General features: G+C 66.7%; 19 protein-coding genes. 8 read left to right on the forward strand and 11 right to left on the reverse strand.

What is annotated here, in order from left to right:
• Window positions 1-98: 98 nt before the first annotated feature.
• Window positions 99-950: a DUF3097 domain-containing protein gene (locus ACFVTM_RS06980; RefSeq protein WP_390202667.1), complete on the forward strand. Its 852-nt coding sequence runs from the start codon at window positions 99-101 to the stop codon at window positions 948-950.
• Between the two features lie 146 nt (window positions 951-1096).
• Entirely contained in the window at window positions 1097-1516 is a 420-nt protein-coding gene (locus ACFVTM_RS06985; RefSeq protein WP_390202668.1) for a DUF4870 domain-containing protein, read from the forward strand.
• 134 nt (window positions 1517-1650) lie between these two features.
• On the opposite strand, the gene hemW is transcribed toward ACFVTM_RS06985, so the two are convergent.
• The gene (gene hemW / locus ACFVTM_RS06990) at window positions 1651-2889 is read right to left on the reverse strand and encodes a radical SAM family heme chaperone HemW (protein ID WP_390202669.1); all 1239 of its coding nucleotides are present in this window, start codon (window positions 2887-2889) and stop codon (window positions 1651-1653) included.
• Between the two features lie 45 nt (window positions 2890-2934).
• A complete protein-coding gene (lepA, locus tag ACFVTM_RS06995) occupies window positions 2935-4788 on the reverse strand; it encodes a translation elongation factor 4 (protein WP_390202670.1) in 1854 nt (617 codons plus the stop codon).
• Between the two features lie 316 nt (window positions 4789-5104).
• Here lepA and ACFVTM_RS07000 point away from each other — a divergent pair, with 316 nt between their 5' ends.
• The gene (locus ACFVTM_RS07000) at window positions 5105-5710 is read left to right on the forward strand and encodes a type II toxin-antitoxin system PemK/MazF family toxin (protein ID WP_390202671.1); all 606 of its coding nucleotides are present in this window, start codon (window positions 5105-5107) and stop codon (window positions 5708-5710) included.
• 224 nt (window positions 5711-5934) lie between these two features.
• On the forward strand, window positions 5935-6195 hold the full coding sequence (gene rpsT, locus ACFVTM_RS07005) for a 30S ribosomal protein S20 (RefSeq protein WP_091251700.1): 261 nt from the start codon (window positions 5935-5937) through the stop codon (window positions 6193-6195).
• Between the two features lie 193 nt (window positions 6196-6388).
• Here the strand turns inward: rpsT and holA are convergent, their stop codons facing one another.
• From holA to leuS, 7 genes are all read right to left on the reverse strand, one after another.
• Window positions 6389-7405, reverse strand: coding sequence for a DNA polymerase III subunit delta (holA, locus tag ACFVTM_RS07010; RefSeq protein WP_390202672.1), 1017 nt, complete (start codon window positions 7403-7405; stop codon window positions 6389-6391).
• On the reverse strand, window positions 7339-8871 hold the full coding sequence (locus ACFVTM_RS07015; protein WP_390202673.1) for a ComEC/Rec2 family competence protein: 1533 nt from the start codon (window positions 8869-8871) through the stop codon (window positions 7339-7341). The genes holA and ACFVTM_RS07015 overlap by 67 nt, the downstream gene beginning before the upstream one ends.
• Before the next feature lie 646 nt (window positions 8872-9517).
• The gene (locus ACFVTM_RS07020; protein WP_390202674.1) at window positions 9518-10180 is read right to left on the reverse strand and encodes a helix-hairpin-helix domain-containing protein; all 663 of its coding nucleotides are present in this window, start codon (window positions 10178-10180) and stop codon (window positions 9518-9520) included.
• Between the two features lie 917 nt (window positions 10181-11097).
• On the reverse strand, window positions 11098-11367 hold the full coding sequence (locus ACFVTM_RS07025; RefSeq protein WP_390202675.1) for a hypothetical protein: 270 nt from the start codon (window positions 11365-11367) through the stop codon (window positions 11098-11100).
• A gap of 197 nt (window positions 11368-11564) precedes the next feature.
• The gene (locus ACFVTM_RS07030) at window positions 11565-11750 is read right to left on the reverse strand and encodes a hypothetical protein (RefSeq protein ID WP_390202676.1); all 186 of its coding nucleotides are present in this window, start codon (window positions 11748-11750) and stop codon (window positions 11565-11567) included.
• Between the two features lie 126 nt (window positions 11751-11876).
• Window positions 11877-12899 (reverse strand): DegV family protein, encoded by a 1023-nt coding sequence (locus ACFVTM_RS07035; protein ID WP_390202677.1) that lies wholly within the window; start codon window positions 12897-12899, stop codon window positions 11877-11879.
• Window positions 12900-13035: 136 nt separating this feature from the next.
• Complete coding sequence (gene leuS / locus ACFVTM_RS07040; protein ID WP_390202678.1) at window positions 13036-15567, reverse strand: leucine--tRNA ligase; 2532 nt, start codon at window positions 15565-15567, stop codon at window positions 13036-13038.
• A gap of 876 nt (window positions 15568-16443) precedes the next feature.
• On the opposite strand from leuS, the gene ACFVTM_RS07045 reads away from it, so the two are divergent.
• The 4 genes from ACFVTM_RS07045 to ACFVTM_RS07060 are packed head-to-tail and all read left to right on the forward strand — an operon-like array spanning window position 16444 to window position 24163.
• Window positions 16444-19593, forward strand: coding sequence for an efflux RND transporter permease subunit (locus ACFVTM_RS07045; protein ID WP_390202679.1), 3150 nt, complete (start codon window positions 16444-16446; stop codon window positions 19591-19593).
• Window positions 19590-20048, forward strand: coding sequence for a hypothetical protein (locus tag ACFVTM_RS07050; RefSeq protein ID WP_390202680.1), 459 nt, complete (start codon window positions 19590-19592; stop codon window positions 20046-20048). Before ACFVTM_RS07045 ends, ACFVTM_RS07050 begins: the two co-directional genes overlap by 4 nt.
• 1 nt (window position 20049) lies before the next feature.
• On the forward strand, window positions 20050-23193 hold the full coding sequence (locus ACFVTM_RS07055) for an efflux RND transporter permease subunit (protein WP_390202681.1): 3144 nt from the start codon (window positions 20050-20052) through the stop codon (window positions 23191-23193).
• A gap of 31 nt (window positions 23194-23224) precedes the next feature.
• Window positions 23225-24163 carry a hypothetical protein gene (locus ACFVTM_RS07060; protein ID WP_390202682.1) on the forward strand — a complete coding sequence of 313 codons (939 nt, stop codon included), beginning with the start codon at window positions 23225-23227 and terminating at the stop codon, window positions 24161-24163.
• Window positions 24164-24291: 128 nt separating this feature from the next.
• Here ACFVTM_RS07060 and glpK read toward each other — a convergent pair whose 3' ends face one another.
• Together glpK and ACFVTM_RS07070 are read right to left on the reverse strand one after the other, a co-directional pair.
• A complete protein-coding gene (gene glpK, locus ACFVTM_RS07065) occupies window positions 24292-25806 on the reverse strand; it encodes a glycerol kinase GlpK (RefSeq protein WP_390202683.1) in 1515 nt (504 codons plus the stop codon).
• Window positions 25807-25860: 54 nt separating this feature from the next.
• Window positions 25861-26613, reverse strand: a complete 753-nt coding sequence (locus ACFVTM_RS07070; protein ID WP_390202684.1) for an MIP/aquaporin family protein — start codon at window positions 26611-26613, stop codon at window positions 25861-25863.
• Between the last annotated feature and the right edge of the window lie 144 nt (window positions 26614-26757).

The following is a 26757-nucleotide window of genomic DNA, read 5'->3' on the forward strand; positions in this document are numbered from 1 at the left end:
GGCAACTGCTGCAGGCGCCGGGCCCTTGTGGTCCGGCGAAGGCCACGGAGAGTTCCACTGACCGCCGTACATTCCGAGTGCAAAGTTAGCGTGTAGAGATGTCGTACCAGAACTGGGGACCCCAGGACCTGTCCGCCCCCGCCAAGACCGCCTTGCCGGAAGTCCCGGTGGAACGCGGGATGGTCCTCGAAGAGGTCCAGTCCGGCTGGGTGGGTGCCGTAACCCGGGTGGAGAAGTCCGGCGGCATGCATGTCGTGGCGCTGGAGGACCGGCGGGGCAAGTCCCGCTCCTTCCGCCTCGGCTTTGGCTTCCTCTTGGAGGGACAGCCGATCCGGCTCATGCCTCCGGCCCCCAAAAAGGCGACACCGGCCGCCGGAGCCGGCCGCACGGCGTCGGGCTCGGTCCGGGTGGCGGGGCAGCGCGCGCAGGTGGCCAAGGCCAGCCGCATCTGGGTGGAAGGCAAGCACGACGCCGAACTGGTGGAGAAGGTCTGGGGCGATGACCTCCGGGTGGAGGGCATCGTCGTCGAACCCCTGCACGGCATTGACGACCTCGCGGCCGCCGTGGCGGAGTTCGGGCCCGGCCCGGGCCGCCGGCTCGGCGTGCTCGTTGACCACCTAGTGGCCGACTCCAAGGAGTCGCGGATCGCCGACGCCGTCATGGCCTCACCGGGCGCCGCCGGCAACGTCCTGATTGTGGGCCATCCCTACGTGGATGTGTGGCAGGCCATCCGGCCGGCGGTCCTGGGGATCGAGCAGTGGCCCGTGATCCCCCGCGGCGTCGACTGGAAGACCGGGATCCTGATGGCTTTCGGGTGGCCCCACTCGACGAAGGAGGACATCGGCCTCGGCTGGCAGAAACTCCTGGGGGCTGTGCGCAGCTACGCGGACCTGGAGCCGTCCCTGCTGGGCCGCGTGGAAGAGGTCATTGACTTCCTCACCGTGCCTTAGCCGGCGCAAGCTCGGCCGCCCCCTGATCTCCATTTCCGCGCCCGAGCAAGTATTCTTGGAACGGCGGCCGCGCACCCAGCACGGTCCCGGCTATTCCAGGCACAACCCAGGCAGCAACGCATCACCGCAATCCGAAGGGCTTCACCGTGGCAGATAACGCACGCGAACACACGGGCAACCAGCACGGCCAAGGCCAGCCCCCGTACCATGGCGTTCCGGCAAATGCGCTGCCGTTGACGGCCAGCGAGGACCGGCAGTGGGCCACGCTCGCGCACTTCGGCGGCATCCTGGGCTGCGTGCCTTCGCTGCTGATCTACCTCATCTTCAAGGACCGCGGCCCGTTCACGGCGCAGGAATCCAAGGAAGCCCTCAATTTCACGCTGCCGCCGACCATTGCCGCAGTTCTCGCGAATCTGCTGGTCTTCATTCCCGTGGTGGGCAACCTCTTCGCCGTGCTCGCCACCGTCATCTGGATCGCCGTGACCTGCTTCTCGGTGGCGGCCGGCATCCACGTCAACCGTGGCCAGCCGCACCGCTACGAGTTCAACCTGCGCTGGATCAAATAGTCCAGCCTGCCCAGCCAAAAGGGCCGCACCGATATAGGCCAGAACAGTAGAGCCGGCCGCTGCCCCTCAGGGCGTAGCGGCCGGCTCTTTGTTTACGGCAAATCGGTCCGGCAGGCGTTCAGCCCGGCAGCTGTTCAGTCCGGCAGGATCCTGCGGACCACAGCGTCGGCCAGCAGGCGGCCCTTGAGGGTGAGCACCAGCCGGCCCTTGAAAGCGGCGGCAGGGTCCACCAGGCCGTCCGCGATCAGCCCCGCGACGGCGTGCCGGCCGGTGTCCCCCAGACCTCCGAGGCTCGGGATGTCGAGTCCGGAGTTCAGTCGGGCCTCGAGCATGACGCGTTCCACGTTGCGGGTTTCGCTGTCCAGCGTTTCTCGTCCGGCGGCCGGTGAGGCGCCCGTGCCGAGGCGGTTGGCGTAGGCGGTGGGGTGCTTGACGTTCCACCACCGCACACCCCCGACGTGCGAGTGAGCCCCGGGCCCGATGCCCCACCAGTCGTCGCCGCGCCAGTAGGCCAGGTTGTGACTGCAGGCCTGCTCGGGCGTGCGGGACCAGTTGCTGACCTCGTACCAGGCGAGCCCGGCCGCGGAAATCAGTTCGTCGGCGAGTTCGTATTTGGCGGCGTGGTCGTCGTCGTCGATTTGCGGGACTTCGCCGCGGCGGATCTGGGCCGCGAGCTTGGTGCCGTCTTCAACGATCAGCGCGTAGGCGCTGATGTGGTCGGGCGCGTAGGACAGCGCGGTCTCGAGCGAGTAGCGCCAGTCCTCCAGCGACTCCCCCGGAGTGCCGTAGATGAGGTCGAGGCTGACCGCGAGGCCGGCCTCCCGTGCCCACTGCACCACGTCGGGCACGCGGCTGGGCGTGTGGGTGCGGTCCAGGACCTTCAGCACGTGCGGCACGGCCGACTGCATCCCGAAGGACACCCGGGTGAACCCGGCGTCGGCCAGCAGCTGCAGGGACTCGGGGGTGACGGAATCCGGGTTCGCCTCGGTGGTCACCTCGGCGCCTGGCTGCAGGCCCCAGGCCCCGATGGCGGCGGTGAGGATGCGCGCCAGGTCCTCGGCCGGGAGCAGCGTGGGTGTGCCGCCGCCGAAGAAGACCGTGCTGAGGGCGCGGTCCGGCAGGCCTGACTCCTTCAGGACGCGGGCAGCGAATTCCACCTCCGCGATCGCGGTGGCGGCGTAGGCGTCCTGGGAGGCCCCGCCGCCCAGCTCGGTGGCGGTGTAGGTGTTGAAGTCGCAGTATCCGCAGCGGACCGCGCAGAACGGGATGTGCACGTACAGCCCGAAGGCACGTTCATCGGCGCCCTGGCGAGCCTGGGCGGGCAGGAGCCCGTCCGGCGGCGCAGGGTCGCCGAGGGGAAGAACGCTAGGCATGGGCCCGGCCCGCCGGCACAGCAGCAACAGTCATGACAGGCACCGCTACTTCTTGGCCTTGTCCTTGGACTCGTCCGTGGTGAGGGCTGCGATGAAGGCTTCCTGCGGGACCTCGACGCGGCCCACCATCTTCATGCGCTTCTTGCCTTCCTTCTGCTTTTCCAGCAGCTTGCGTTTTCGGGTGATGTCACCGCCGTAGCACTTGGCGAGGACGTCCTTGCGGATGGCGCGGATGCTTTCGCGGGCGATGATCCTGGAGCCGATGGCGGCCTGGATGGGCACCTCGAACTGCTGGCGCGGGATGAGTTCGCGCAGCTTGCCGGTCATCATCACGCCGTAGGCGTAAGCCTTGTCACGGTGGGTGATGGCGGAGAAGGCGTCCACCTGTTCGCCCTGGAGCATGATGTCCACCTTGACGAGGTCGGCCACCTGCTCGCCGTCGGCCTTCCAGTCCAGCGACCCGTAGCCGCGGGTCTTGGACTTGAGGATGTCGAAGAAATCGAAGACGATTTCGGCCAGCGGCAGGCGGTACCTGATTTCCACCCGGTCCTCGGAGAGGTAGTCCATGCCGCCCATGACGCCGCGGCGGCTCTGGCACAGCTCCATGATGGCGCCGACAAACTCGTTCGGCGCAAGGATGGTGGCGGACACCATCGGCTCGCGGACCTCGGCGATCTTGCCGGTGGGGTATTCGCTGGGGTTCGTGACGTGGACGACCTTCTTGTCCTCCAGCGTCACCTCATATTCCACGTTGGGGGCCGTGGAAATCAGGTCCAGGTTGTATTCGCGCTCGAGCCGCTCGCGGGTGATTTCCAGGTGCAGCAGGCCCAGGAATCCCACCCGGAAGCCGAATCCCAGGGCCGCGGACGTTTCGGGCTCGTACACCAGCGCCGCGTCGTTGAGCATCAGCTTCTCCAGCGCGTCGCGGAGCACCGGGTAGTCCGTGCCGTCCAGCGGGTACAGGCCGGAGAAGACCATCGGTTTGGCATCCGCATAGCCGGGGAGTGAATCGGTGGCCGGCTTGGCGAGGTTGGTGACGGTGTCGCCCACCTTGGACAGGCGGACGTCCTTCACACCGGTGATGAGGTAGCCGACCTCGCCGACGCCGAGGCCCTTGGAGGGGGTGGGCTCCGGGGAGCTCACGCCGATCTCGAGGAGTTCGTGGGTGGCGCGGGTGGACATCATCTGGATGCGTTCGCGCGGGTGCAGCATGCCGTCCACCACGCGGACGTAGGTGACCACGCCGCGGTACGTGTCGTAGACCGAGTCAAAGATCATGGCGCGGGCGGGGGCGTTCGGGTCTCCCACCGGGGCCGGCAGGTCGCGGACAATCTTGTCCAGCAGGACCTCGACGCCCATGCCCGTCTTGCCGGAGACGCGCAGCACGTCGTCGGGGTCGCCGCCGATCAGGCTGGCGAGTTCGGCCGCGTACTTCTCGGGCTGGGCCGCCGGGAGGTCAATCTTGTTCAAGACCGGGATGATGGTGAGGTTGTTTTCCATCGCCAGGTAGAGGTTGGCGAGGGTCTGCGCCTCGATGCCCTGGGCCGCGTCGACCAGCAGGATCGCACCTTCGCAGGCCGCGAGCGAGCGGGAGACCTCATAAGTGAAGTCCACGTGCCCGGGGGTGTCGATCATGTTCAGCGCGTAGCTGGTGCCCTCGAGCTCCCAGGGCATGCGGACGGCCTGGGACTTGATGGTGATGCCGCGTTCGCGCTCAATGTCCATGCGGTCCAGGTACTGGGCCTTCATGTCACGGGACTGGACGACGCCGGTGAACTGCAGCATCCGGTCCGCCAGCGTGGATTTACCGTGGTCAATGTGCGCAATGATACAGAAGTTCCGGATGAGGGCCGGATCTGTTGCGGCGGGCACCGGGGCGGTGCGGGCCATGGGAGACACGCAGGGTCCTTACTGTTGGCATTACTGTTGGCTTTTCCACGGATCGGCGCGAATGCTGGTGGTGCCATCCCGCGACGTGGGGCATTTATCGTTCCTATAGTCTCCCACGTCCGGACCCGTGGCAGTGCATTCCGGCTTTGGGTTGCGGGCCCTGTTTAACAGTGCGGATTTTCTGCACGATTCGCCCCGGGATTGTCCGTGCCATGTGCATCCAGTGCTGCCGGCGCGCCATCGCGCTCGAGGTTACCGGTGCGATTCTCTCCGGGCACCGCCGTCTTCCCCGCCGGCCCTGTCGGGTGGCCGGTATGGTTTTCCCATGGCTTGGAACTTACGCTCGATCGGCAACGCGCTCCGCGACACACTGCGCTTCCTGGACAAACTAGGGGGCTCCGCGCAGGGCACCACCCGCGGGCCGGCTGCAAAACCGACCCGCAAACCTGCGGCTAAGCGGCGCCCGAGCACGGTGCGGCCCGGCGCTGCGACACGCGCCCCGGGTGGCGTCCCGGCCGCCGGACTGACCGGGACGTATCCCGGCGACTTCCGCGGGCGGGCGGCCGTCCGCTACGCTCCCGCGCCGAACGGCCTACCCGAGCCCGGCGAAATCGTGTGGACCTGGGTGCCCTATGAAGAGGACTATTCCCGGGGCAAGGACCGTCCGGTTCTGCTGGTGGGCACCAGCGGCCGGTACCTGCTGGGCTTGATGCTGACCAGCAAGGACCACGACGGCGACTCCCGCCGGATGGATGACTACGTGGACATCGGCACGGGCACCTGGGACCGCCAGGGGCGGCCCAGCGAAGCGAAGCTGGACCGTGTGTTGCAGATCAGCGCCAAGGACATTCGGCGCGAAGGGGCAATTTTGGACGCGCGCCGGTTCAAGGTGGTCGCCTCGGCCCTGCGGGAGCGCCACGGCTGGACCTGACCCGCCAGGCAGAGGATATGGGTGCGGCTCGCCGACGATCGCCGCGCCGCTGGCCGCGGTAATCGTTCCTGCAGTGTCAACTCTGCTATTATTTACAGCTGTGTGTCCGTGCAGGTCGACGGCCACAGATGGTTGGTCGCCATAGGTATCCCCACGCCGCTCAGTCAATGGCCAATCTGAAAGCCCTCTAGACCATTTTCCGCATTGAAAAAGAGAGTTCACACGTGGCTAATATCAAGTCCCAGAAGAAGCGCATCCTGACCAACGAGAAGGCTCGCCTGCGCAACAACGCAGTCAAGTCCGAGCTGAAGACGGCCATCCGCGCCGTCAACACCGCCGTCGAGTCCACCGACAAGGATGCCGCATCTGCTGCTCTGGTTACTGCCAGCCGTAAGCTGGACAAGGCTGTCAGCAAGGGCGTTCTGCACAAGAACAACGCTGCAAACCGCAAGTCCGCGATCTCCAAGAAGGTCAACGCACTCTAAGGTTTCCAGTTCACTTGAACTGATGATTGTGGCCGGCACCCCGTGGGTGCCGGCCACATCCAGTTAAACCGCAGGTTGAGTTCCCACCCGAACACGACGATCCGAACACGACCGCGCGCCGCGGCTGTCCGCCCGCAGAGGCCGCGTGGGCCCTGGCAGGCGGTCCGGTATGCCGGCGGCCGGCACTCGCGTGTCAGGAACTCCGGACCGAGGTGGCAATCACCGTGACTGCATGTTCCACGGCGTAGACGGGATCCCGGGACAGGCCCTTGACCTGGGCGTCGGCCTCGGCCGTGACCTGGATGGAGCGGACCAGCCCCTCGGGCGTCCAGCGCCGGACTTCCCGTTGGGCCTGTTCGACGAGCCAGGGCTGCATTCCCAGTTGCTTGGCAATCTGCGAGGACGAGCCCTGCGCGCCGGCCACCTTGGCCAGGGAACGCAGCTTGGACGCCAGGGCCGCCACGATCGGCACCGGGTCCGCGCCGGTGGCAATGGCGTGGCGAAGTGTGGAGAGGGCCAGCGGGCCGTTGCCGGCCATCGCGGCGTCGGCCACCTTGAAGGCCGTTGCCTCCACCCGGCCGCCGTAGTACTTGTCCACCATGGCGGCGTCCACGCCGGTCGTCGCGTCAGCGATCAACTGGCCGCAGGCGGCGGCGAGTTCCGCGAGCTGGGCGCCGACCGCATTGACGAGGGCGTGCACGGCGTCGGGGTCGATACGCCGCGAGGCCGCCTTGAACTCGGCCGTGACGAAGGCGATCTTCTCGGCGTCCTTCTTGAGCGGCTGGCAGTCGACGACGGGCCAGCCCGCGGCCTTGATGGCGTCCAGCAGCTTCTTGCCGCGGACTCCCCCGCCATGGCGGAGCACCAGTACGGCGTCCGGTTCCGGCTCCGCCACATACTTCAGGGCGTCGGTGAGAAATGCATCGTTCATCGCCTCGACCCCCTCGACCTCGATAAGCTTCCGCTCGCCGAACAGTGACGGGCTGACGTTCATGGCCAGCGACCCCGCCGTGTAGCTGCCGGCGTTAAGCCGGGTGACTTCGACGTCGGGCGCCGCCGCGCGGACCTGCGCACGGATACGGTCCATCGCACGCGCGCCCAGGTAGTCTTCCGGCCCGCCCACCAGAACGACGGCAGCCGGTGTCACGTCCCGCCAGGTGGCGGTGTTCGACGCCGAGGTCCTGGGCCGTTGGGTCTGGGCAGCAGCCACTCGTGTTTCCTCCCGGAAGTTGGTTTGCGGACTCTAAGCGTCCCACGCCCGGACCGGTGCTCCAAGCCGCGTTGCGGGACCTGCCAAGCGGTTGGCCGAGCGGGCGTGCGCGACCGGCTCTCAAGGACGGCAACGACCCCCGCGTGCGCCGCCCGGACGATCCCAACGGTCGCACCCGGGTGCAGGGCCAGCCACGTCACTGCCAGCACTGTCGCGGAAAGAATGCCCATGGTGGCCGCGCCGAAGGCCCCTTCCGGCCAGGGCAGGGCGGCGCCCGGGAGTGCCGCGAAGAAACGGGATACTCCTGCCACTGCGCCGGCGAAGACAGCAGCCGCGGCCATCAGGAGCCCCGCCACGGCAGGGACTGCGGGCAGGAGCACCACTGCGGCCGTGCCAAGGAGCGTAACTGGCGGCACGAGCGCCGCAGCGGCCAGGTTCGCCGGCAAGGCGTACGCGCCGAACTGCGGTTGCAACAAGACGATCGCCGGACCGCAGAAGAGCTGGGCCGCCAGGGGCACGGCAACACCCGCCGCCACCCAGCGCGGCACCCAGGGTGGCACCCAGTCCATGATCCGGCGGCCGGTGACCACGATTCCCAGCGTGGCCAGGACCGAGAGCAGGAAACCGAAGCTTGTGGCAAGGACCGGCTGCGCCAGCAGGAGTCCGATGACGGCAAAGCACAGCAGGCTGAGTCCACGTCCTGCCCTGCCAAGGGCTACCGAGGCAAGGCCGATCACGCCCATGATCGCGGCCCGCAGAACACTGGGATCCGGACCCACCATGAGGACGAACAGCGCAAGCCCCACGAGACAGGCAGCGGCGGCTACCGGCCGAGGAAGACGCAACGTGCGCGCCGTGAGCAGCAGAGCTCCAAGGATCAGGCTGCAGTTCGCGCCGCTGACAGCGGTCAGGTGCGTCATCCCGACCGCCTTCATGGTGGCTTCCAATTCCGCGTCCAGGGCGCTGGTATCGCCGGTGACCATCCCGGGCAGCAGCCCGCTGGTGTCGCCGCCGAACCGTGCCGACGCGGCGGTGAAGGCATGGCGCAGTTCACTGGGGCCCTGCTGCCAGGGTTCGGGTTCCCGCAGCATCGCCGGAGCGGACGATGCTGAAAGGATTCCCGCGTCGGGCTCACCTGGCTCGGCCGGCCGCAGCTTGCCCGTGGCGCGCAGGCGCTGGCCAGGAACAGCTTGTCCCCACGCCGCTCCACCCATGACGACGAGCCGGGCGTCTCCGGTGACCCTGTGGCCGCCGTAGGTCATCACCTTCAGCGTCACGGGGACCGCCCAGCGGTCCGCCAGGCCGCCGGCCCCGGGAACGCGGAGCCGCCGCGGGGCGCCGGCGATCTCCATCTCGGCGACCACGGCCGCACGGGCAGCAACTGCCCCGGCGATTGCGCCGTCATGCCGTTGCGACGCCTCTACGGCAGCGTGTGCGCCCGCCGCGACGGAGAGCAGGAGCGCCACGGCCAGCGTGGCGCGAAGGCTACGTGGGGCCGCCGCCGGCCGGGGTCGGGGGCCAGGCCGGGAACCTCCGCGCCCAAAACAGCCGAGCCTGGTCCTGGCCCGCCCGGTCCTGGTCCGCGCAGTCCTGACCCGCGGAGCCAAGACAAGCAGGAGCCCGGCGGCCGCGGCCAGGGCCCCGCAAAGACCGGCCAGCCCGGCAGGGGGCAGCCAGTTTCCTGCAACGGCGGTTCCCCAGACGAGCAGTGCCGGCAGCACCAGCCGAAGGTCGGTCCGCCTTCTGCGTTCGGTTAGGCGCCGGTGCAGGGCGGTGCCGCGCACGGACCCGGACAGAAGGCGCCCGGTAATGTGTCCCGCAAAGAGCCCTCTCAGGCGCGCCGAAAACGGCTGCCGGTTCGCACCGTGGCCCGGAGGCGAAGCCCCGCCCGGTTGGACTCCACCGATTTCGGGCGCAGGATCGTCGGCTCCGCGACCCGAGCCGCCGTAGCCCGTGGGCCCGGATTCCTGTGCCGGGGAATGGACTGCCGCGTCGACATACCGCTGCCAGCGGCTCCTCAGGCCCATTTCAGGATCCACGGGGCCGGATTGCCGCATGCCTCGCCGTGCCACGTCGGCGCCGCGCTGGGCCGTCTCAGCTCGCGGGGCCATCTTAGATGCCCACCAACGGCAGCAGGGCCGCCAGCAACTTCGGACCGATCCCGTCGACGGCGTCGAGTTCCTGCACAGTCTTGAACCGCCCGTGCTGCTGGCGCCAGTCCACGATGCGCTGCGCCAGGACCGGGCCGACGCGCGGGAGTGTCCCTAGTTCCTCGGCACTAGCGGTGTTGATGTTGACCTTTCCGCCACCGCTGAGTTGAGCCGTACCGCCCGTGGCGGACCCCGGCGCAGTCCCGCCCCCGCCCGCAGCCGCATCGGTCTGGTCGGGTTCCCCGCGGACCGGCACCTGAACCTTCTGCCCGTCCTCCAGCACGGCGGCCAGGTTGAGCCGGTCCGGATCCCCGATCTCCGTGGCGCCACCAGCCGCAGCGATCGCCTCGTGCAGCCGGCTACCCGCCGGCAAATGCACGACGCCCGGCCTGGACACGGCACCGGCAACATGCACTGTGATGCTTGCGGGCCCAGGGCTGGCCTCCTCTCCCGGTGGCGCGTCTCCCGGCGGCCCGAGCGTCGCCGTCGCCGGGGCGGACACCTCCCCCGCGGTCGGGGCGGCCTCGCTGAGAGCGACCACCTGGGCGCCGCCGGTTCCGGCCTGCCACCAGAAGCAACCGCCTAACACCGCGGCAAGGACGCCCACCAGTACCGCCGCCCGCACCCCGGTCCTCGCCCGCAACCACGCCGAGACCGGCCGCCTTTCTGACTGCCGGCACCCCGGCAGCGCCCCCGATGGGGTTCCGGCGTCGCCGGCGCTGCGCCGGCCGATACCGCCACTAGAAGGAGCTGGCAGGGACCGCACGGGCAAGCCGGACCCGGACACTTCCAACAGCCCAGAGGAATGCCCTGCCGCCTCTGCGTCTCCGTCGCCCGCGGCACCACCGAGCGTCGCCGCCAGGCGCTCCCGCGCACCCCAAATACCCGTGGCGGATTCAGCTTCCGGGCTGCGGCGTGACATGGAATCGACACTAGGCAGCCCTCGGCCAGACTGGCATCGGTGATCCCGCGTATGTGGAAACACCCGCGTAGTACGAGTATTCCGGCGGCATCGGGCAAGTATTCCCTACGCTGGTGCCCACCCGGACCCGGTGGTAACGTCTGCATCCTCAACGAGAAGACTTTGCCGGCTGGGGGCAACCCTGATCGCCTGGAGGTGTCAGCCAGGCGTCGAAAGCTGGTGTGCAATGGAGTGGTTGTTTTGGCCGGCGGCGGTCGTGGCCCTTGGCAGCGCCATGCTGCCGGCCCCGCCTGCAGTTGCAGACACAACTCAGGCCACATCAACCCAGGTGGTCAACTTCTCCCTTGACAGCAGTTTCTGCCCGCAGCACGGCCTCTACGGCATAGCGCACGTGACGGTTGACGGCACGGCAGGCATGAAAGCGGACCAGAATTTCATCTGGACCACCCAAACGGCCGCCACGTCGATCCACTCGGTTCCGTCGCAGGGAGCCGTCGCCAATGTCACGGTCGTCTACCACTGCAACGTCCAGGTTCTGTGGTGGGTGGAGCCGGGCGGCGCCCGGAAGGTGAGTGCGTCCCTTTGGGTCAACGGTTCGGGCCAACAACCGAGCTACACCATCAGCCCGAATCGGCCGGCACCCTCGCCGACGGCCGCGCCAGCCCCTGCACCGACAGCCGTTCCAGTTCCCGAGCCGGCCCCCGCACCGGTACCCGCGCCAGCCCCTGCACCAACGGCCGTTCCAGTTCCCGCGCCGGTATCCGCGCCAGCCCCTGCACCAACAGCCGCACCGGTTCCCGCGCCAGCCCCCGCACCGACAGCCGCACCGGTTCCCGCGCCAGCCCCCGCACCACCGGCCGTTCCGGTTCCCGCGCCAGCCCCTGCACCACCGGCCGTTCCAGTTCCCGAGCCAACCCCCGCACCGGCCCCCGCACCAACGGCCGAGCCGGCCCCCGCGCCAACGGCCGAGCCGGCCCCTGCACCAACGACCGCGCCGGCCCCGGCGCCAACGATTGCACCAACAACCGCGCCGACTCCGGGACCGACGAGCGTACCTACCCCGTGAGGCGCAGCTTCAGGCCGCCGCTCACTGCTGGTAGGTGATGTAGGCCTCGTACTGTACCCGCCATTTGTCCGCAGTCTTGGGATCGGGCACGGTGGTGGTGAGGAACTGGACGCTCGTCACCTGGCCCTTGAGGTATTTCAACCACTTCGTCACCTCTTCCGCAACGTCGCGATCGAACTGGGCTACGTGGTGCACCTGCATTGCCATGGCGGCCTCCGGGTACGTTGGGTTAGGTGCAGTGACTGTACCGCCAGCGCCCCCTCCCGGCCAGACCCACGCCCTAGAGCCCAGAGCCTAGAGCCCGCCGCCCATAGCCCTCAGCCCAGACGGGCCTCAACCCAAACTGACGCCGCCGGAACGCGAGCTTGCGGACACGGCACTGCCGGGCGTGCTGCCCTCCCCCACGATCACCGCCAGCACACCGAGCCCGGCGTGGGCGGCCAGGACGGCCGGAAGGGCGCTGATCTGGGCCGGCGGACAGGCGGGCAACGCTACTGACAGGCGCCGGGCGAGCTCTTCGGCCTCGGACTCGTTGCCGAAATGGTGCACGGCCAGCCTCGCCTGCCTGGCAGGACGCGTGGAGGCATCGGCGGCAACGATTTCTTCCAGCCGTGCGATCGCCCTCGCCGCGGACCGGACCTTTTCCAGCGGGATGATCCGGCCATCGTCAACCGCCAGGATGGGTTTGATGGAGAACATCGTCCCCCAGAGCGACGCCGCAGCCCCCACCCGGCCGCCCCGGCGCAACTGCTCCAGGCTCGGAACATAGAAGTACACTTTGGTGCGGTCCAGCCGGTCCTGAGCGAAGGCCAAGACGTCAGCCGCGTTCCTGCCGTCGGCGGCCGCGACTACGGCGCCCTGCACGCCCATCCCCAGGGCCATGCCAACGGTCCGGGAGTCGAGAACCTTCACGGGGATGCCGACCCGTTGGGCTGCCAGCCGGGCGGCGTCGGCAGTCCCGGACAGCTCGGCGGAAATATGAATCGAGACCACAGACTGGAAACCACGTTCGCCGGCCGCCCGGTAGGCGTGTTCAAACTGCCCTGGTGAAGGCCGCGAGGTCTTGACGGGCTTGCCGCTGGCCAGTGCCACGGCAATCGTCTCTGTAATGTCGTCTTCGCCCTCGCCGTAGATTTCGGCGCCGACCATTACGGGCATCGGGACTACCGTGAGCCTGCCGTCGGCGGAGAAGGCGCGGATCCAGTCGGCGGGGAGCGCGGCGGCGGAGTCCGTAACCACAGCAACCTGCACGACGGCGGCGGGAGCCGCTTCGGGTACGGTGCCGCCCCGGCCCTGACGAAGGCGTACCAGCCGCTCGCGCAGCCATGGCCAGCCTGACGGCTCGCGGTCTGGCACGGGAAACCTCCTGCTGCTGTCGGGACGCATGGACTCGTTTCTCCGGCCAGGGCACCCGTGCCCGCCACCTGTGACACTGGCCGCCGGCTACAGCCGGCGGCCAGTGTCAGTCCAGGTGTCAGGCCAGTATGCCCGGCTAGGCCGGGACGATGTTGACCAGTTTAGGCGCCCGCACGATCACCGTGCGAAGGGCGCGGCCATCGAGGGCCCGCTGGACGTTTTCCGAGGCCAGCGCCAGTTCGCGCAGGTCCTCCTCAGAGATGTCCGGCGAAACCTCCAGGCGGTCCCGCACCTTGCCTTGGACCTGGACGACGGCGGTGACCGTGTCCTCCACGAGCAAGGCGTCGTCGTGCGTGGGCCAACCGGCGTTCGCGACGGATGCCGGGTGTCCCAGGACGTTCCACAAATCCTCTGCGGTATACGGCGCGAACAGGCTCAGGATGACGGCGACGGCTTCCACCGCTTCACGGACCGCAGGATCCGCACCGCCAGCCCCCGTGGCTGAGTCAATAGTCTTGCGGGTTGCGTTGACCAGTTCCATCAGCTTTGCCACCACCACGTTGAATTTGTTGTGGTCCAGCAGGGCCTGCGCATCCGCGATCGTGCGGTGGGTGACGGTGCGCAGGGCACGGTCACCGGTGGAGAAGTCGACGCCGGGCGCGCTCGTGACGTCCTGGCCGAGCCGCCAGGCGCGGGCCAGGAACTTCGCGGAGCCCGACGGCGATACGTCCGCCCAGTCGACGTCGTCCTCCGGCGGGGACGCGAAAATCATGGTCAGGCGGACGGCGTCCACGCCGAACTTGTCCAGCTGCTCGCCGAGGTCGACGCCGTTGCCCAGGGACTTGCTCATCGCCTTGCCGCCGTTGAGCACTTGTCCCTGGTTCAGCAGTGCCCGGAAGGGCTCGTCGGCGTCGATCATGCCGAGGTCATGGATGACCTTGGTGAAGAACCGCGCGTACAGCAGGTGCAGGATGGCGTGCTCGACGCCACCGACGTACTGGCCCACCGGCATCCAGTCGTTGATCTTGGCCGGATCAAACGGGCCTTCGGTGTACTGCGGGGAGACAAAGCGCAGGAAGTACCAGGACGAGTCCACGAAGGTGTCCATGGTGTCCGTGTCGCGCTTGGCCGGACCGTGGCAGGAGGGGCAGTCCACGTTGACCCAGTCCTCGACAGCGGCCAGCGGGGACGTGCCCTTCGGCGACAGGTCTTCGCCGCGCAGGTCCGCCGGCAGAGTCACGGGCAGCTGATCGTCCGGGACGGGGACTTCGCCGCAGGCCGGGCAGTGGATGATGGGGATCGGGGTGCCCCAGAACCGCTGCCGGCTGAGCAGCCAGTCGCGGAGGCGGAAGTTCACGAACTTCTCGCCCGTTCCCAGCTCGCGCAGGATCTCGATGGCGGCCGGGATGGCCTCGGCCTTGGGCAGCCCGTCGAGCGCGCCGGAGTTGATCAGCGTCCCCTCGCCGGAAGTCGCAATGCCCGTGGTCGCGGGATCTTCCTCGCCGGTGTCCAGCACGGCCCGGACGGGCAGGTCAAAGGTCCTGGCGAAGTCGAGGTCGCGCTGGTCATGGGCGGGCACAGCCATGATGGCGCCGGTGCCATAGTCGGCGAGGACGTAGTCCGCTGCCCAGACAGGGAGCTTCTCGCCGTTGAGCGGGTTCGTCGCGTAGCGCCCGGTGAAGACGCCGGTTTTCTCGCGCTCGGTGGACTGGCGCTCGATCTCGGACAGTGCCTTGACCTGTTCGCGGTAGGCGTCCAGGGCGGCGGCGTGCTCGTCGGTGACGAGTTCGACGGCGAGCGGCGCGTCGGCGGCGACGACGAAGAACGTGGCGCCGTAGAGGGTGTCCGGACGGGTCGTGAAGACGGTGACTTCCTTGGCGGCCTTGCCGCCGTCGGCCTCGATCACGAAGTTGACGTGGGCGCCCTCGGAGCGGCCGATCCAGTTCTTCTGCATGGCGAGGACGCGCTCGGGCCAGTGCCCGCGCAGTTCGTCCATGTCATCGAGCAGCCGGTCCGCGTAGTCGGTGATCTTGAAGTACCACTGGTTCAAGGACTTCTTGGTGACAGGGGTGCCGCACCGCTCGCAGGCGCCGTTGACCACTTGTTCGTTGGCCAGCACGGTCTGGTCCTTGGGGCACCAGTTAACCGGCGAATTCTTGCGGTAGGCCAGGCCACGCTCATAGAAACGAGTGAACAGCCACTGGGTCCAGCGGTAGTACTCCGGGTCGGAGGTATGCAGCCGGCGGGACCAGTCCGCTGAGATGGCGTAGCGCTTGAACGACGCCGCCTGGGTGTCGATGTTCGCGTACGTCCACTCGCTGGGGTGCGCGTTGCGCTTGATCGCTGCGTTCTCCGCCGGAAGGCCGAAAGAGTCCCAGCCGATCGGGTGCAGCACATCGTAGCCCTGCTGGCGCAGGTAGCGGGCCACGACGTCGCCCATCGCGAACGCCTCGGCGTGGCCCATGTGAAGGTCACCGGACGGGTATGGGAACATGTCCAACACGTAGCGGCGTTCCTTGGAACCGTCATCGAGCGGCGTGAAGACCTTCAGGTCTTCCCAGACCTGCGGCCATTTGGCTTCCATTGCCGCGAAGCTGTAGGTACCTTCCTCGGGCCCCTCCGCCGCGGCTGCTGGCGATCCGGTCTGTGTTTCCGGCTGAACGCTCACTGCTGGCCTCTTCTGTTCTATGCGGCCTGTTATCCCAAGCCTGTCTACCTTCAGGCCTGCCTGCCGCCAGGCCTGTTCACCTTCAAGTCTGCACTGTCACGGCCGGCTGGCCGGCCCTGACTCCATGCTGTCTGTACGTCGCACCCGTACTGTCACAGCCTGCCTTGCGGTCCGGAACATAGCCCGGACACACAAAAGCCCCTCGACATGGAGGGGCCGCCGCTCGGCAATCCGAGGACTCTTTGGGATCGAGGTCTCGTCGGGATGCCGGGCGGCTAGCTAAGAAGGAGCACCGCGCGCATAGGACCACTTTAGCCCCTCGCGCTGGTTCGTGCTGAACCGAGGACCCGTTGCCGCCCTGGACCCACAGTGGAACCGGAGTGCCGGCACCCTTCGCAGGCGACTGCATCCAAAATTGTTACAAATGACATACCTATGGAATAGCGGTACTTACTGCCATTTGCAGAACGCCTTGGGCGCGTACTCAAAACGGAAATTCAGGTAGTCGGTTGCGGAAAAGCGAGTAATTAATTTAAGGATACTCGGGTGCGTTTCTTCGGGCTCGCAGGCACTTCCACGAAGTTCTCTCCAAACGCGCATTATGCGACCCAAAGCTGGGAGAAACCCGTGAAAACACGGGAGTATGTCCCTTAATTTCTGATCTTGCCAAACGAATCCAATGGGGACACTATTCGATAAAGGTCAGCAATTGGGATCTCTTGGGGGGATTCGCAAATGGTCTCGGGTTGAGGAGCCTGTCATGTATCACTTGCGCAATTCTTCTGTGCAACCACCGGACACCCCCGCTGGCCGCCGTCGCGACGCCAGCGCCCTGGAACAGGGCTAGCCATGTTCGGGTGGATTACTCGTTTCAGTATGCAGTTCCGCATCCTGGTTCTCGCTATGGCCGCCGGCCTCATTACTTTCGGGGTAGTGAACGTCCCCAACGTCGCCATCGACAGCATGCCTGAGTTTGCCCCCGCGCACGTCGAGATCCAGACCGAGGCCCTGGGCCTCTCAGCTGCCGAAGTGGAGCAGCTCATCACCGCTCCGATGGAAGCCGACCTCCTGAACGGGGTGGCATGGCTCGATGAAATCCGGTCAAAGTCCGTTCCCGGCCTGTCTTCAATCGAGCTGGTATTCGAACCGGGTACCGATCTTCTGCGTGCCCGTCAGCTTGTGGCCGAACGCATGACCCAAGCCCACGCACTGCCGAACGTCTCGGCGCCGCCCTTGATCATGCAACCAATGTCGTCCACCAGCCGTGTCCTCATGGTCCGGATGAACTCCCAGCAGCTCTCCGGGATCGAAATGTCGGTCCTGGCCCGGTGGAAGATCAAGCCGCGGCTGATCGGCATTCCCGGGGTCGCCAACGTTTCCATTTGGGGACAGCGCGAACAGCAGCTCCAGGTCGAGGTGACCCCCGCGCAGCTGCGGGACAAGGGCATCACCCTCGAACAGGTCATCAAGACCACCGGCAACGCCGTCTGGGTGTCCCCGTTGAGCTTCCTTGAGGCGTCAACCCCAGGCACGGGCGGGTTCGTCGAGTCGCCGAGCCAGCGTCTGGGCATCCAGCACGTCCTGCCCATCCGAACGCCGGCGGACCTGTCCAAGGTCAGTGTCGAGGACGCCCCATCCCCCATGCTCCTGGGTGACATTGCCCAGGTGAAAGAGGACCACCAGCCGCTGATCGGCGACGCCATCGTCGGCCAGGAAGCAGGCCTCCTGCTGGTCGTGGAGAAGTTCCCCGGAACCAGCACGATGCAGGTCACCAAGGACATCGAAGCTGCCCTGAACGACCTGCAGCCCGGGCTTTCCGGAATCCAGATGGACACGTCCGTGTTCCGGCCCGCCTCGTTCCTGCAAGACGCAGTGGAGGGACTTGGCGTGGCGCTGCTGATCAGCCTCCTGATCGCCGTCCTGCTCTTCTGGCTCCTCTTCCGCTCCTGGCGCGTCGCCGTGATCGCCCTCGTGGCCATCACCACGACCGTCATGGCCGCAGGAGTGGTCCTCTACCTGCTTGACTCCACACTGAACATCTCGATCCTCGCCGGCATCATCCTGGGCGTCTCCGTGATTGTGGGAGACATCGTGGAGGATATCCAGGCGCAGCGGCGCCGGACGCTGCGGACCACCGAAACCGAAACTGAAGCCACCATCAGGTTCCGCATGGTCCAACTGGTCCGCGGCGTCCGCACCCCACTGTTCCACGGCTCCCTCGTCATGGCCCTCGCGCTGGTTCCGACGCTGTTCGTCACCGGGGTCGGCGGTGCGTTCTTCCAGCCGCTCTTCTGGTCGATGGCGCTGGCGCTTGCCGTGTCCATGGTGGTGGGATTGTCTCTGACACCGGTCCTTGCGTATCTGCTGCTTCCCAGCGAGACGGCCCCGCGGGCCGAATCGTCCGGAGTGGGCCGGGCGCGGTCCTACTACGACCGGGCCCTCGAGGGCGCACGGTCCCGCGCCGCTCTCGGCATCGTCGCGGTCGCCGTCGTCGGCCTGCTGGGACTCGCCGCCGCATCACAACTGGTCGGAAGCCGGGCGGTCGTTCCGACGGTCCCGGACCGAACGCTTCTGGTGCAGTGGGACTCGATGGCCGGCACGTCCAACGATGAGGTCCGCCGCGTGGCGTCGAAGGCGTCCGATGAGCTGCGGACCCTGCCCGGTGTATCGGGGGTCGGCGGGCATATTGGCCGCGCCATTTCCTCCGACCAGGTGGTTGGGAACAGCTCCGCGGAACTCTGGGTGTCCATCACACCGGATGCCAACTTCAGCGAAACGGAGCAGGCTGTCCGTGACGTCGTGCAGGGCTACCCGGGCATCGCCCATAATGTGGTGAACTACTCCCAGCAGAAGATCGGTCAGCAGCGCAGCAGCATGGATCCGGGCTTCGCCGTCCGCGTCTTCGGGACCGATATGCCGGTCCTGCGCGAGAAGGCAGAAGAGGTCCGCAGGGCCATCGAAAAGGTCGACGGCGTGAAGAACCCGACGATCAACGCCAGCGCCATGACACCAGTCGTCGAAGTTGAGGTCAACCTCGAGGCGGCGCAAAAGGTGGGCATCAAACCCGGCGACGCACGGCGCGCCGCTGCTGCCCTGATGCAAGGAATTGTCGTTGGCAACCTCTTCGAGCAGCAGAAAGTATTCGAGGTGGTGGTGCGCGGCGCGGTTGATGTCAGGGATGACCTGACCAGCATCCGCGAACTCCTGCTCGACACGCCAAGCGGCGGCCAGGTCCAGCTGGGCCAGATCGCCGACGTCCGGCTCGTTCCCAATGAAGTCGTGATCATGCACGATGACACCTCCCGCCGGATCGATGTCGTGGCCGACGTCATCGGACGGCCGCTGGCCGACATCCAGCGCGACATCACCGCGGCGATCGAGCAGATCCAGTTCCCGCTGGAATACCACGCCGAAATCCCCACGAAGTACAGCGAACAGCTGGCCGGGGACGCCTTGGTTCTGTGGATCGGCGCGGCCGCCCTCATAGCAATCCTGCTCCTTCTCCAGACAGCCGTGCGGAGCTGGAAGCTGGCGCTTGCCGTCTTCCTTTCCCTGCCGGCCGCGCTGGCCGGAGGTGCCATAGCAGCGTGGATCGCGGGTGGCGCCATCACCGTGCTGGCGCTCACGGCGTTCGCCGCTGTGCTGGCCATCGCCGCCCGCAATGCGGCGCTGCTCTCGGCCCGGACGGATGAACTGTGGCGGGCAGCCCCGCAAGAGCCCCGTGACACGGTGGTCATGCAGGCAGCCCGGGACCGGGTATCGCCGATCCTAAAGGCCGCCCTGATCACGGTGGCGATCCTTATCCCGCCGGGACTCTTCGGCGGCGCCGTGGGCGCGGCTCTCCTGGGCCCGATGGCCCTGATCATCGTCTGCGGACTCATCACTACAACTCTCATCGGGATCTTCGTACTCCCCCTGCTCGCACTCTGGTTCGGGCCCCGGTCCGCCCCTGAAGAGTGGGCAGAAGTCTACGAGGCCGAGCATCCCGTCCAGCCCGTTACGCAGGAAAAGGTGGAAGCAAAATGACCAGCCAACAGCCCCTGCGGCGCCTGCCCCTGGCGGCCGCTGTATGCGCAGCAATTCTTTTCGCGGTGCCGGCGTGCGCCCAGACGACGGCGGCGGCCCCCGCCGCCGTGGCGGCCAACGAACCCGCCAAGGTGGAAAAGAACGCCGCGACGGGCATCGCGAAATTGACCCTGACCGAAAAGGGCGTCGAACGGCTCGAGCTGAAGACCGAGACCGTCAAGGCCGGTGCGGGGACGGATGTCGTCATACCGTACGCAGCCCTGCTCTATGACGCCAGCGGAAAGACCTGGGTGTACACCAACCCGGCCCCGCGGGTCTATCAGCGGGAGCCTGTCACGGTGTCCAAGGTGGAGTCCGGTGTGGTCACCGCCTCGACCGGCCCCGCGGTGGGCACCGTGATCGTGACCGTCGGCGCGGCCGAACTCTTCGGCGCTGAATTCGATACGGCACATTGACATGCGCCGGATTGTCGCTGCAAGCCTGAGGTTCCGGTCGATCGTCATTGCGATGGCGGCCGCCCTCATGATCGTGGGCGGCGCGCAACTCAGCAGTGCTTCGGTGGATGTTTTCCCGGAGTTTGCACCGCCCCGTGTCGAGGTCCAGACGGCATGTCTGGGACTCACGGCCTCCGAAGTTGAGGAACTGGTAACAGTTCCGATGGAGGAGGCCTTCAACGGCATCGACGGGCTTGACCAGATGCGGTCGAAGTCGGTGTCGCAGCTGTCCGCCATCGTGATGGAGTTCAAGCCCGGAACCGATCTGCTCACCGCCAGGCAGCTGGTGTCGGAGCGGATGGCAACGGTCATTCCGACGCTGCCTACCTGGGCTGCGCCTCCGGTGATGCTCCAGCCGTTGTCTTCCACCAGCCGTGTCATGAAGATCGGGCTGTCCTCCGACTCCCGCTCCCTGATCGAGATGTCCATGATTTCCTACTGGAATATCCGGGCACATCTGTTGCGGGTGCCAGGCGTCGCGAATGTGGCCATCTGGGGCGAACGACTCCAGATGCTGCAAGTCCAGGTTGATCCGGCCAAGCTGGCGGCGAACAAGGTGACGCTGGAGAACGTCATGAACTCCACGTCGGATGCCTTGGACGCCGGCCTGCTCAAGTACTCCCCCGGTGCCCTGATCGGCACCGGAGGCGCGCTGGAAACGCCAAGCCAGAGCCTGGGCATCAGGCACGTCCAACCCATCACGTCTCCGGCAGATCTTGCCCAGGTTCCTCTAGAGGAGCGCGAGGGGCTGGCTCCCCTGAAGCTCGCTGACGTGGCAAGCGTCGTGGAGGACCACCAGCAACTGATCGGGGACGCGGTCATCAACGGCGGCCCGGGCCTCATGTTGATTGTTGAGAAGCTGCCGTGGGGCAATACGCTCGAAGTCACGCGCGGGGTTGAGGAGGTGCTCAAGGAACTGCAGCCCGGCCTGACCGGGATCCAGGTCGACACTACCCTGTTCCGGCCTGCCTCGTTCATCGAGGAGTCCCTAGGCAACCTGAGCCTCGCCCTCCTGCTGGGCTGCTTCCTGGTGGTCCTGGTGCTCAGCGTGTTCCTTTTCCAGTGGAGGACTGCGCTGGTCAGCGTCCTGGCCATCCCGTTGTCCCTGGTTGCCGCCGCCCTGGTGCTGTACTGGACCGGGGGGACGATCAACACCATGGTGCTCGCCGGGCTGGTGATCGCCGTCGGGGTCGTTGTGGATGACGCCATCATCGACGTCGAGAACATCGTCCGGCGGCTGCGGCACCACCGGGCCAGCGGCGGGACCGAAAGCACGGCCCGGGTGGTCGTCAATGCCTCCCTGGAGGTCCGTGGTCCCATCGTCTACGCCACCCTGATTATCGTCGCCGCCACGGTGCCGATCTTCTTCCTGGACGGACTCACGGGCGCCTTCTTCCGGCCCCTGGCGATCTCGTACACCCTTGCCGTGATGGCGTCCATGCTGGTGGCCCTCACGGTCACACCGGCCATGGCGTACATCTTCCTGCGCAACGCCAAGCTGGAGGACCGGGATCCACCGGTGGTCCGGGTTCTCAAACGCTGGTACGGCAAGGCTCTGCGGCCCATCGTGAGGCGGCCGCTCCCCGGTTACCTCGCCGTTGCGGCGCTCGGCGTCGCCGGAATCGTGGCGGCCCCGCTCCTGGGCCAGTCGCTGCTGCCTTCATTCAAGGAACGCGACTTCCTCATGCACTGGGTCACCCAACCCGGCACCTCGAATGCCGAGGAAGTGCGCGTCAGCCAACTGGCCTGCAAGGAGCTGATGACCATTCCGGGCGTCAACAACTGCGGGTCCCACATCGGCCAGGCGTTCGCCGCCGATGAGGTGGTGGGCGTGAACTTCGGCGAGAACTGGATCAGCGTCGACCCCTCGGTCGACTACGACAAGACCCTGGCCTCCATCCAGCAAGTCGTGGACGGTTACCCCGGCATCCACCGGGACGTCCAGACCTACCTCAAGGAACGTGTCCGTGAAGTGCTCACCGGCACGGGCTACTCGATCGTCGTGCGCGTGTACGGCGATGACCTGGGCACGCTGAAGAAGCAGGCGGACAAGGTCAAGACCGTCCTTGCCGGGATCGAGGGGGCAATCGGTGCAAAGGTTGCCCTGCAGGTCAATGTCCCGCAAGTGGACGTCGAGGTGGACCTGGACGCCGCCAACCGGTATGGACTGAAGCCCGGCGACGTCCGCCGTGCTGCCGCCACCCTGGTTTCCGGTGAGGAGGTCGGCGACGTTTACCGCGACGGCAGGGCCTACGACGTCCAGGTCTGGAGTCCTCCCGAGATCCGGACCAGCGTCACGAGCATCCAGAACCTTCCCCTGGACACCCCCAGCGGACAGACGATCCGGGTGGCCGACGTCGCCAAGATCTCGGTCAAGCCCACTCCCAACGTCATTGAGCGTTCGGAAGGGTCCCGCCGTCTCGATGTCAGCGCCAATGTCAAGGAAGGCGACCTCGCGAAAGTCGTCGAGAAACTCGAGTCCGAGCTCAAGGCCGTGGAGTTCCCCACCGGCTACAGTGCTGACATCCTGGGCGAATACGCAGAGCGCCAGGCCGCCTCGCAACGGCTTCTCCTCTTCGCGATCGGCGCCGTAATTGTGGTGTACCTCCTGCTCCAGGCGGCCTTCCGCAGCTGGCGGCTTGCCACGCTTGCCATGCTGACGTTGCCGGTTGCGCTGGTGGGCGGGGTGATCGCCGCGCACATGAGCGGCGGAATCCTGTCCCTCGGGTCGCTCGTCGGGTTCCTGACCGTGATGGGGATCGCCGCCCGCAACGGCATCCTGCTCATCAACCACTGCCAGCATCTGGAGCGGTTCGAGGGCGTGCCGTTTGGCCGGGGTCTGGTGCTGCGCGGCGCGGCCGAGCGCCTGTCACCAATCCTGATGACCACCCTCGCCACCGCGCTCGCCCTGGTACCGCTGGTGGTCATGGGCACGCGGCCCGGCCATGAGATCGAGCACCCCATGGCCGTGGTGATCCTTGGCGGGCTAGTGACCTCGACACTGGTGAACCTGTTTATTGTTCCATCGCTCTACCTCCGGTTCGCCAAGAAGGGCCCGGCACGTGACCGCGGGCCCCGGCAGCCGGAACCCGTACCAGCCGCCTAGCAACCACCACCACAACTGAGAGGCCAGTCACATGACACCACGAACTAAGAGATTAACCGCCTACGGCTCCGCGCTCTTGTTGGTGGTGGCATCGCTAACGTCAGCGACGGCGGCAACGGCGGTGGCTGCCGTGCCGGCGGCCGTCAGTTCCCAGGAACTGTGCGGCCCCGGCTCGGCGATCCACTTCAACCGGGCGGACTTCCCGGCGAACCCAGTGATCGACAACAAGTGGAACCCTCTCAAACCCGGCATGCAGTTCACCACTACAGGCGAGGTGAAGTCCGCGGACGGCAGTGTGAGCGCCCACTCGGTCGTTCACACCGTGACCGGGCTGACCAAGGTGATCAACGGCGTCAAGACCCTTGTTTTGTGGGACCGGGACTTTTCAGACGGCGTCCTGGCCGAGTCAGAACTCGCCTTCTTCGCCCAGTCGAAGAGGACGGGCAGCGTCTGGCTCTTCGGGGAATACCCTGAGGAATACGAGAACGGAAAGTTCATCGGCGCACCGAGCACCTTTATCAGCGGAATCGATAAGGCGCAGGCCGGGACCGCCATACAGGGAACCCCCCACCGCAACACCCCGGCCTATGTACAGGCCTACGCACCTAGCGTGGACTTCCTTGACTGCGGCCGGGTGTTGTACAAAAACCAGCGGGTCTGCGTCAAGACAGGCTGCTACAACGATGTGCTGGTGATCGATGAGTTCAACCCGCTGGATCCGCCGAGTGCGGGCCACCAGCGGAAGTTCTACTCGGCCGGGACCGGGCTCGTCAAAGTTACCGCCGTCGGCGGGGAAGACCAGGAGTTCATGGACCTCGTGAAGATCAAGAAGCTCAGCAGCGCGGAGCTCCAAAGCGTCAATGCGCAGGCACTGAAGCAGGACAAGCGTGGCTACACGGTCAGCAAGGACGTCTACGCCAAGACGCCCCGCGCTGTCGTGACGACCACGTCCACGGGGCCCGTGTCCTGAGCGGCTCCGGGCGGCTGACGCTGACACGAAGCTGACGAAGGAACAAAGAAGAGCTCCGGCCAGGGGAACCTGGCCGGAGCTCTTCTTGTCCGCCGAAGCCGAGCCGGCCGGCGGGTCAGGGTGTTTGCCTACTTGACGTCGTCGTCCACCCAGTCCATGGACTTGGTGACGGCTTTCTTCCACAGACGCATCTGGCGGTCCCGCTCGGCCTGGTCCATCTGCGGCTCCCACCGCTTGTCCTCGGCCCAGTTGGCCGAGCACTCGCCCAGGTCCTTCCAGAATCCGACCGCCAGTCCGGCCGCGTAGGCTGCGCCCAGGGCGGTCGTCTCGACCACTTTCGGCCGGATCACCGGCACGCCGAGGATGTCCGCCTGGAACTGCATGAGGGCGTCATTGGCGACCATGCCGCCGTCGACCTTCAGCTCCGTCAGCGGCACGCCGGAATCGGCGTTGACGGCGTCCAGCACCTCACGGGTCTGGAAGGCCGTGGCTTCCAGGGCCGCGCGGGCGATGTGGTTCTTGTTCACATAGCGGGTCAGGCCCACAATGGCGCCGCGGGCATCGGAACGCCAGTACGGCGCGAAGAGGCCGGAGAACGCCGGCACAATGTATACGCCGCCGTTGTCCTCCACCGATGCGGCGAGGGACTCGACCTCCGGGGCGCTGCTGATCAGGCCGAGATTGTCCCGCAGCCACTGGATCAACGAACCCGTGACGGCGATGGAGCCTTCCAGCGCGTAGTGCGGCGCCGCGTCGCCGAGCTTGTAACCAACGGTGGTCAGCAACCCGTTCTTGGAGTGGATAATTTCCTCGGCCGTGTTGAAGATCAGGAAGCAGCCCGTGCCATAGGTGTTCTTGGCTTCACCCGCCTCGAAAGCCGCCTGGCCGAACGTGGCCGCCTGCTGGTCGCCCAGGATGCCGGCCACAGGAACCTCCCGCAGCAGCTGGGAGGTGTGCACCGTGCCATAGACCTCGGAGGAGGACTTGATGGCCGGCATCATGGAGGCCGGGACGCCGAACGCGTCCAGAATCTCCTGGTCCCAGGACAGCGTCTCAAGGTCCATGAACATGGTCCGCGAGGCGTTGGTGACGTCGGTTACGTGCACTCCGCCGTCGGTCCCCCCGGTCAGGTTCCAGAGCACCCAGCAGTCGGTGTTGCCGAAGACCAGGTCTCCGGCTTCCGCCTTGGCCCGGGCGCCCTCGACGTTGTCCAGGATCCATTTGATCTTGGTGCCCGAGAAGTAGGTCGCCAGCGGCAGGCCCACTTTCTGCTTGAAACGCTCGGGGCCTCCCTCTTTCGCCAGCTCGTCCACGATCGGCTGCGTGCGGGTGTCCTGCCACACGATGGCGTTGTAGATCGCCTCGCCGGTGGTCTTGTCCCACACGACCGCTGTTTCGCGCTGGTTGGTGATGCCGACGGCGGCGATGTCGTGCCGGGTCAGGTTCGCCTTGGACAGGGCCGAGCCGATCACTTCGCGGGTGTTGTTCCAGATTTCAGCGGGGTTGTGCTCTACCCAGCCAGCCTGGGGGAAGATCTGCTCGTGCTCCATCTGGCCGGAGGAGACGATGCTGCCGCTGTGGTCGAACACGATGGCGCGGGTGCTCGTGGTGCCCTGGTCGATAGCGACTACGTACTGGTTCATAGTGACGTCCTTGTCTGTTTAGCGTGTCTGTTGGCGTGGCAGTTGAACTGGCGGTCAGAGAGGGAGCACCGGGGGGATGATCGGCACAACCGCGGCCACGATGCCGGCAAGGCCGCCACCGATCAGCGGTCCGACCACCGGAATCCAGGAGTAGCTCCAGTCGGAGGACCCCTTGCCCTTGATGGGGAGCAGGGCGTGCGCGATGCGGGGGCCGAGGTCACGGGCCGGGTTGATGGCGTAGCCGGTGGGGCCGCCGAGGGATACACCGATGCCCACAACGAGCAGGGCGACCGCGAGCGGGCCAAGTCCGGAAGGTGTCCCGCCGAAGGTCAGGATGACGAACACGAGGACAAAGGTGCCGATGATCTCGGTGGCCAGGTTCCACGGGTTGGAGCGGATCGCCGGACCAGTGGAAAAGACGGCCAGCTTGCTGGCGGGCTCTGTTTCCACATCAAAGTGCTGCTTGTAGGCCACCCACATCACGACTGCACCTAGGAAGGCACCGGTCAGTTCACCGCCGAAGTAGGTCAGGGTTGAGGCGAAGTCGACCGGGACGCCCGGAGCGTACAACTTCTTGCCGTTGAGTAGCAGACCCAAGGTGACCGCGGGGTTCAGGTGCGACCCGGACTGGACGGCAACATAGACACCGGAGAAGACGGCAATGCCCCACCCCCAGGTGACCATGAGAAACCCGCCGTTGTTGCCCTTGGTGCCTTTGAGCGCAACGTTGGCCACAACGCCGCAACCCAGCAGGGTCAGCATTGCGGTTCCGAATACTTCGGACAGGAATACTATTCCAAGAGACATCTTTGACTCCTCTATTTTCTGTTGTCGGCCCTTCGCGAGTTTGAAAGGCCGTGGGGCCGGCAGCATGTTGGTGCTGCCGGCCTAGCCACTGCGCCGGCCGCCGGGGCGGACCGCGCAGTGCTTGCACCCGGGCTTCCCTGCCGG

The organism is Arthrobacter sp. NPDC058130 (assembly GCF_042884475.1).
Classification (GTDB): Bacteria; Actinomycetota; Actinomycetes; order Actinomycetales; family Micrococcaceae; genus Arthrobacter.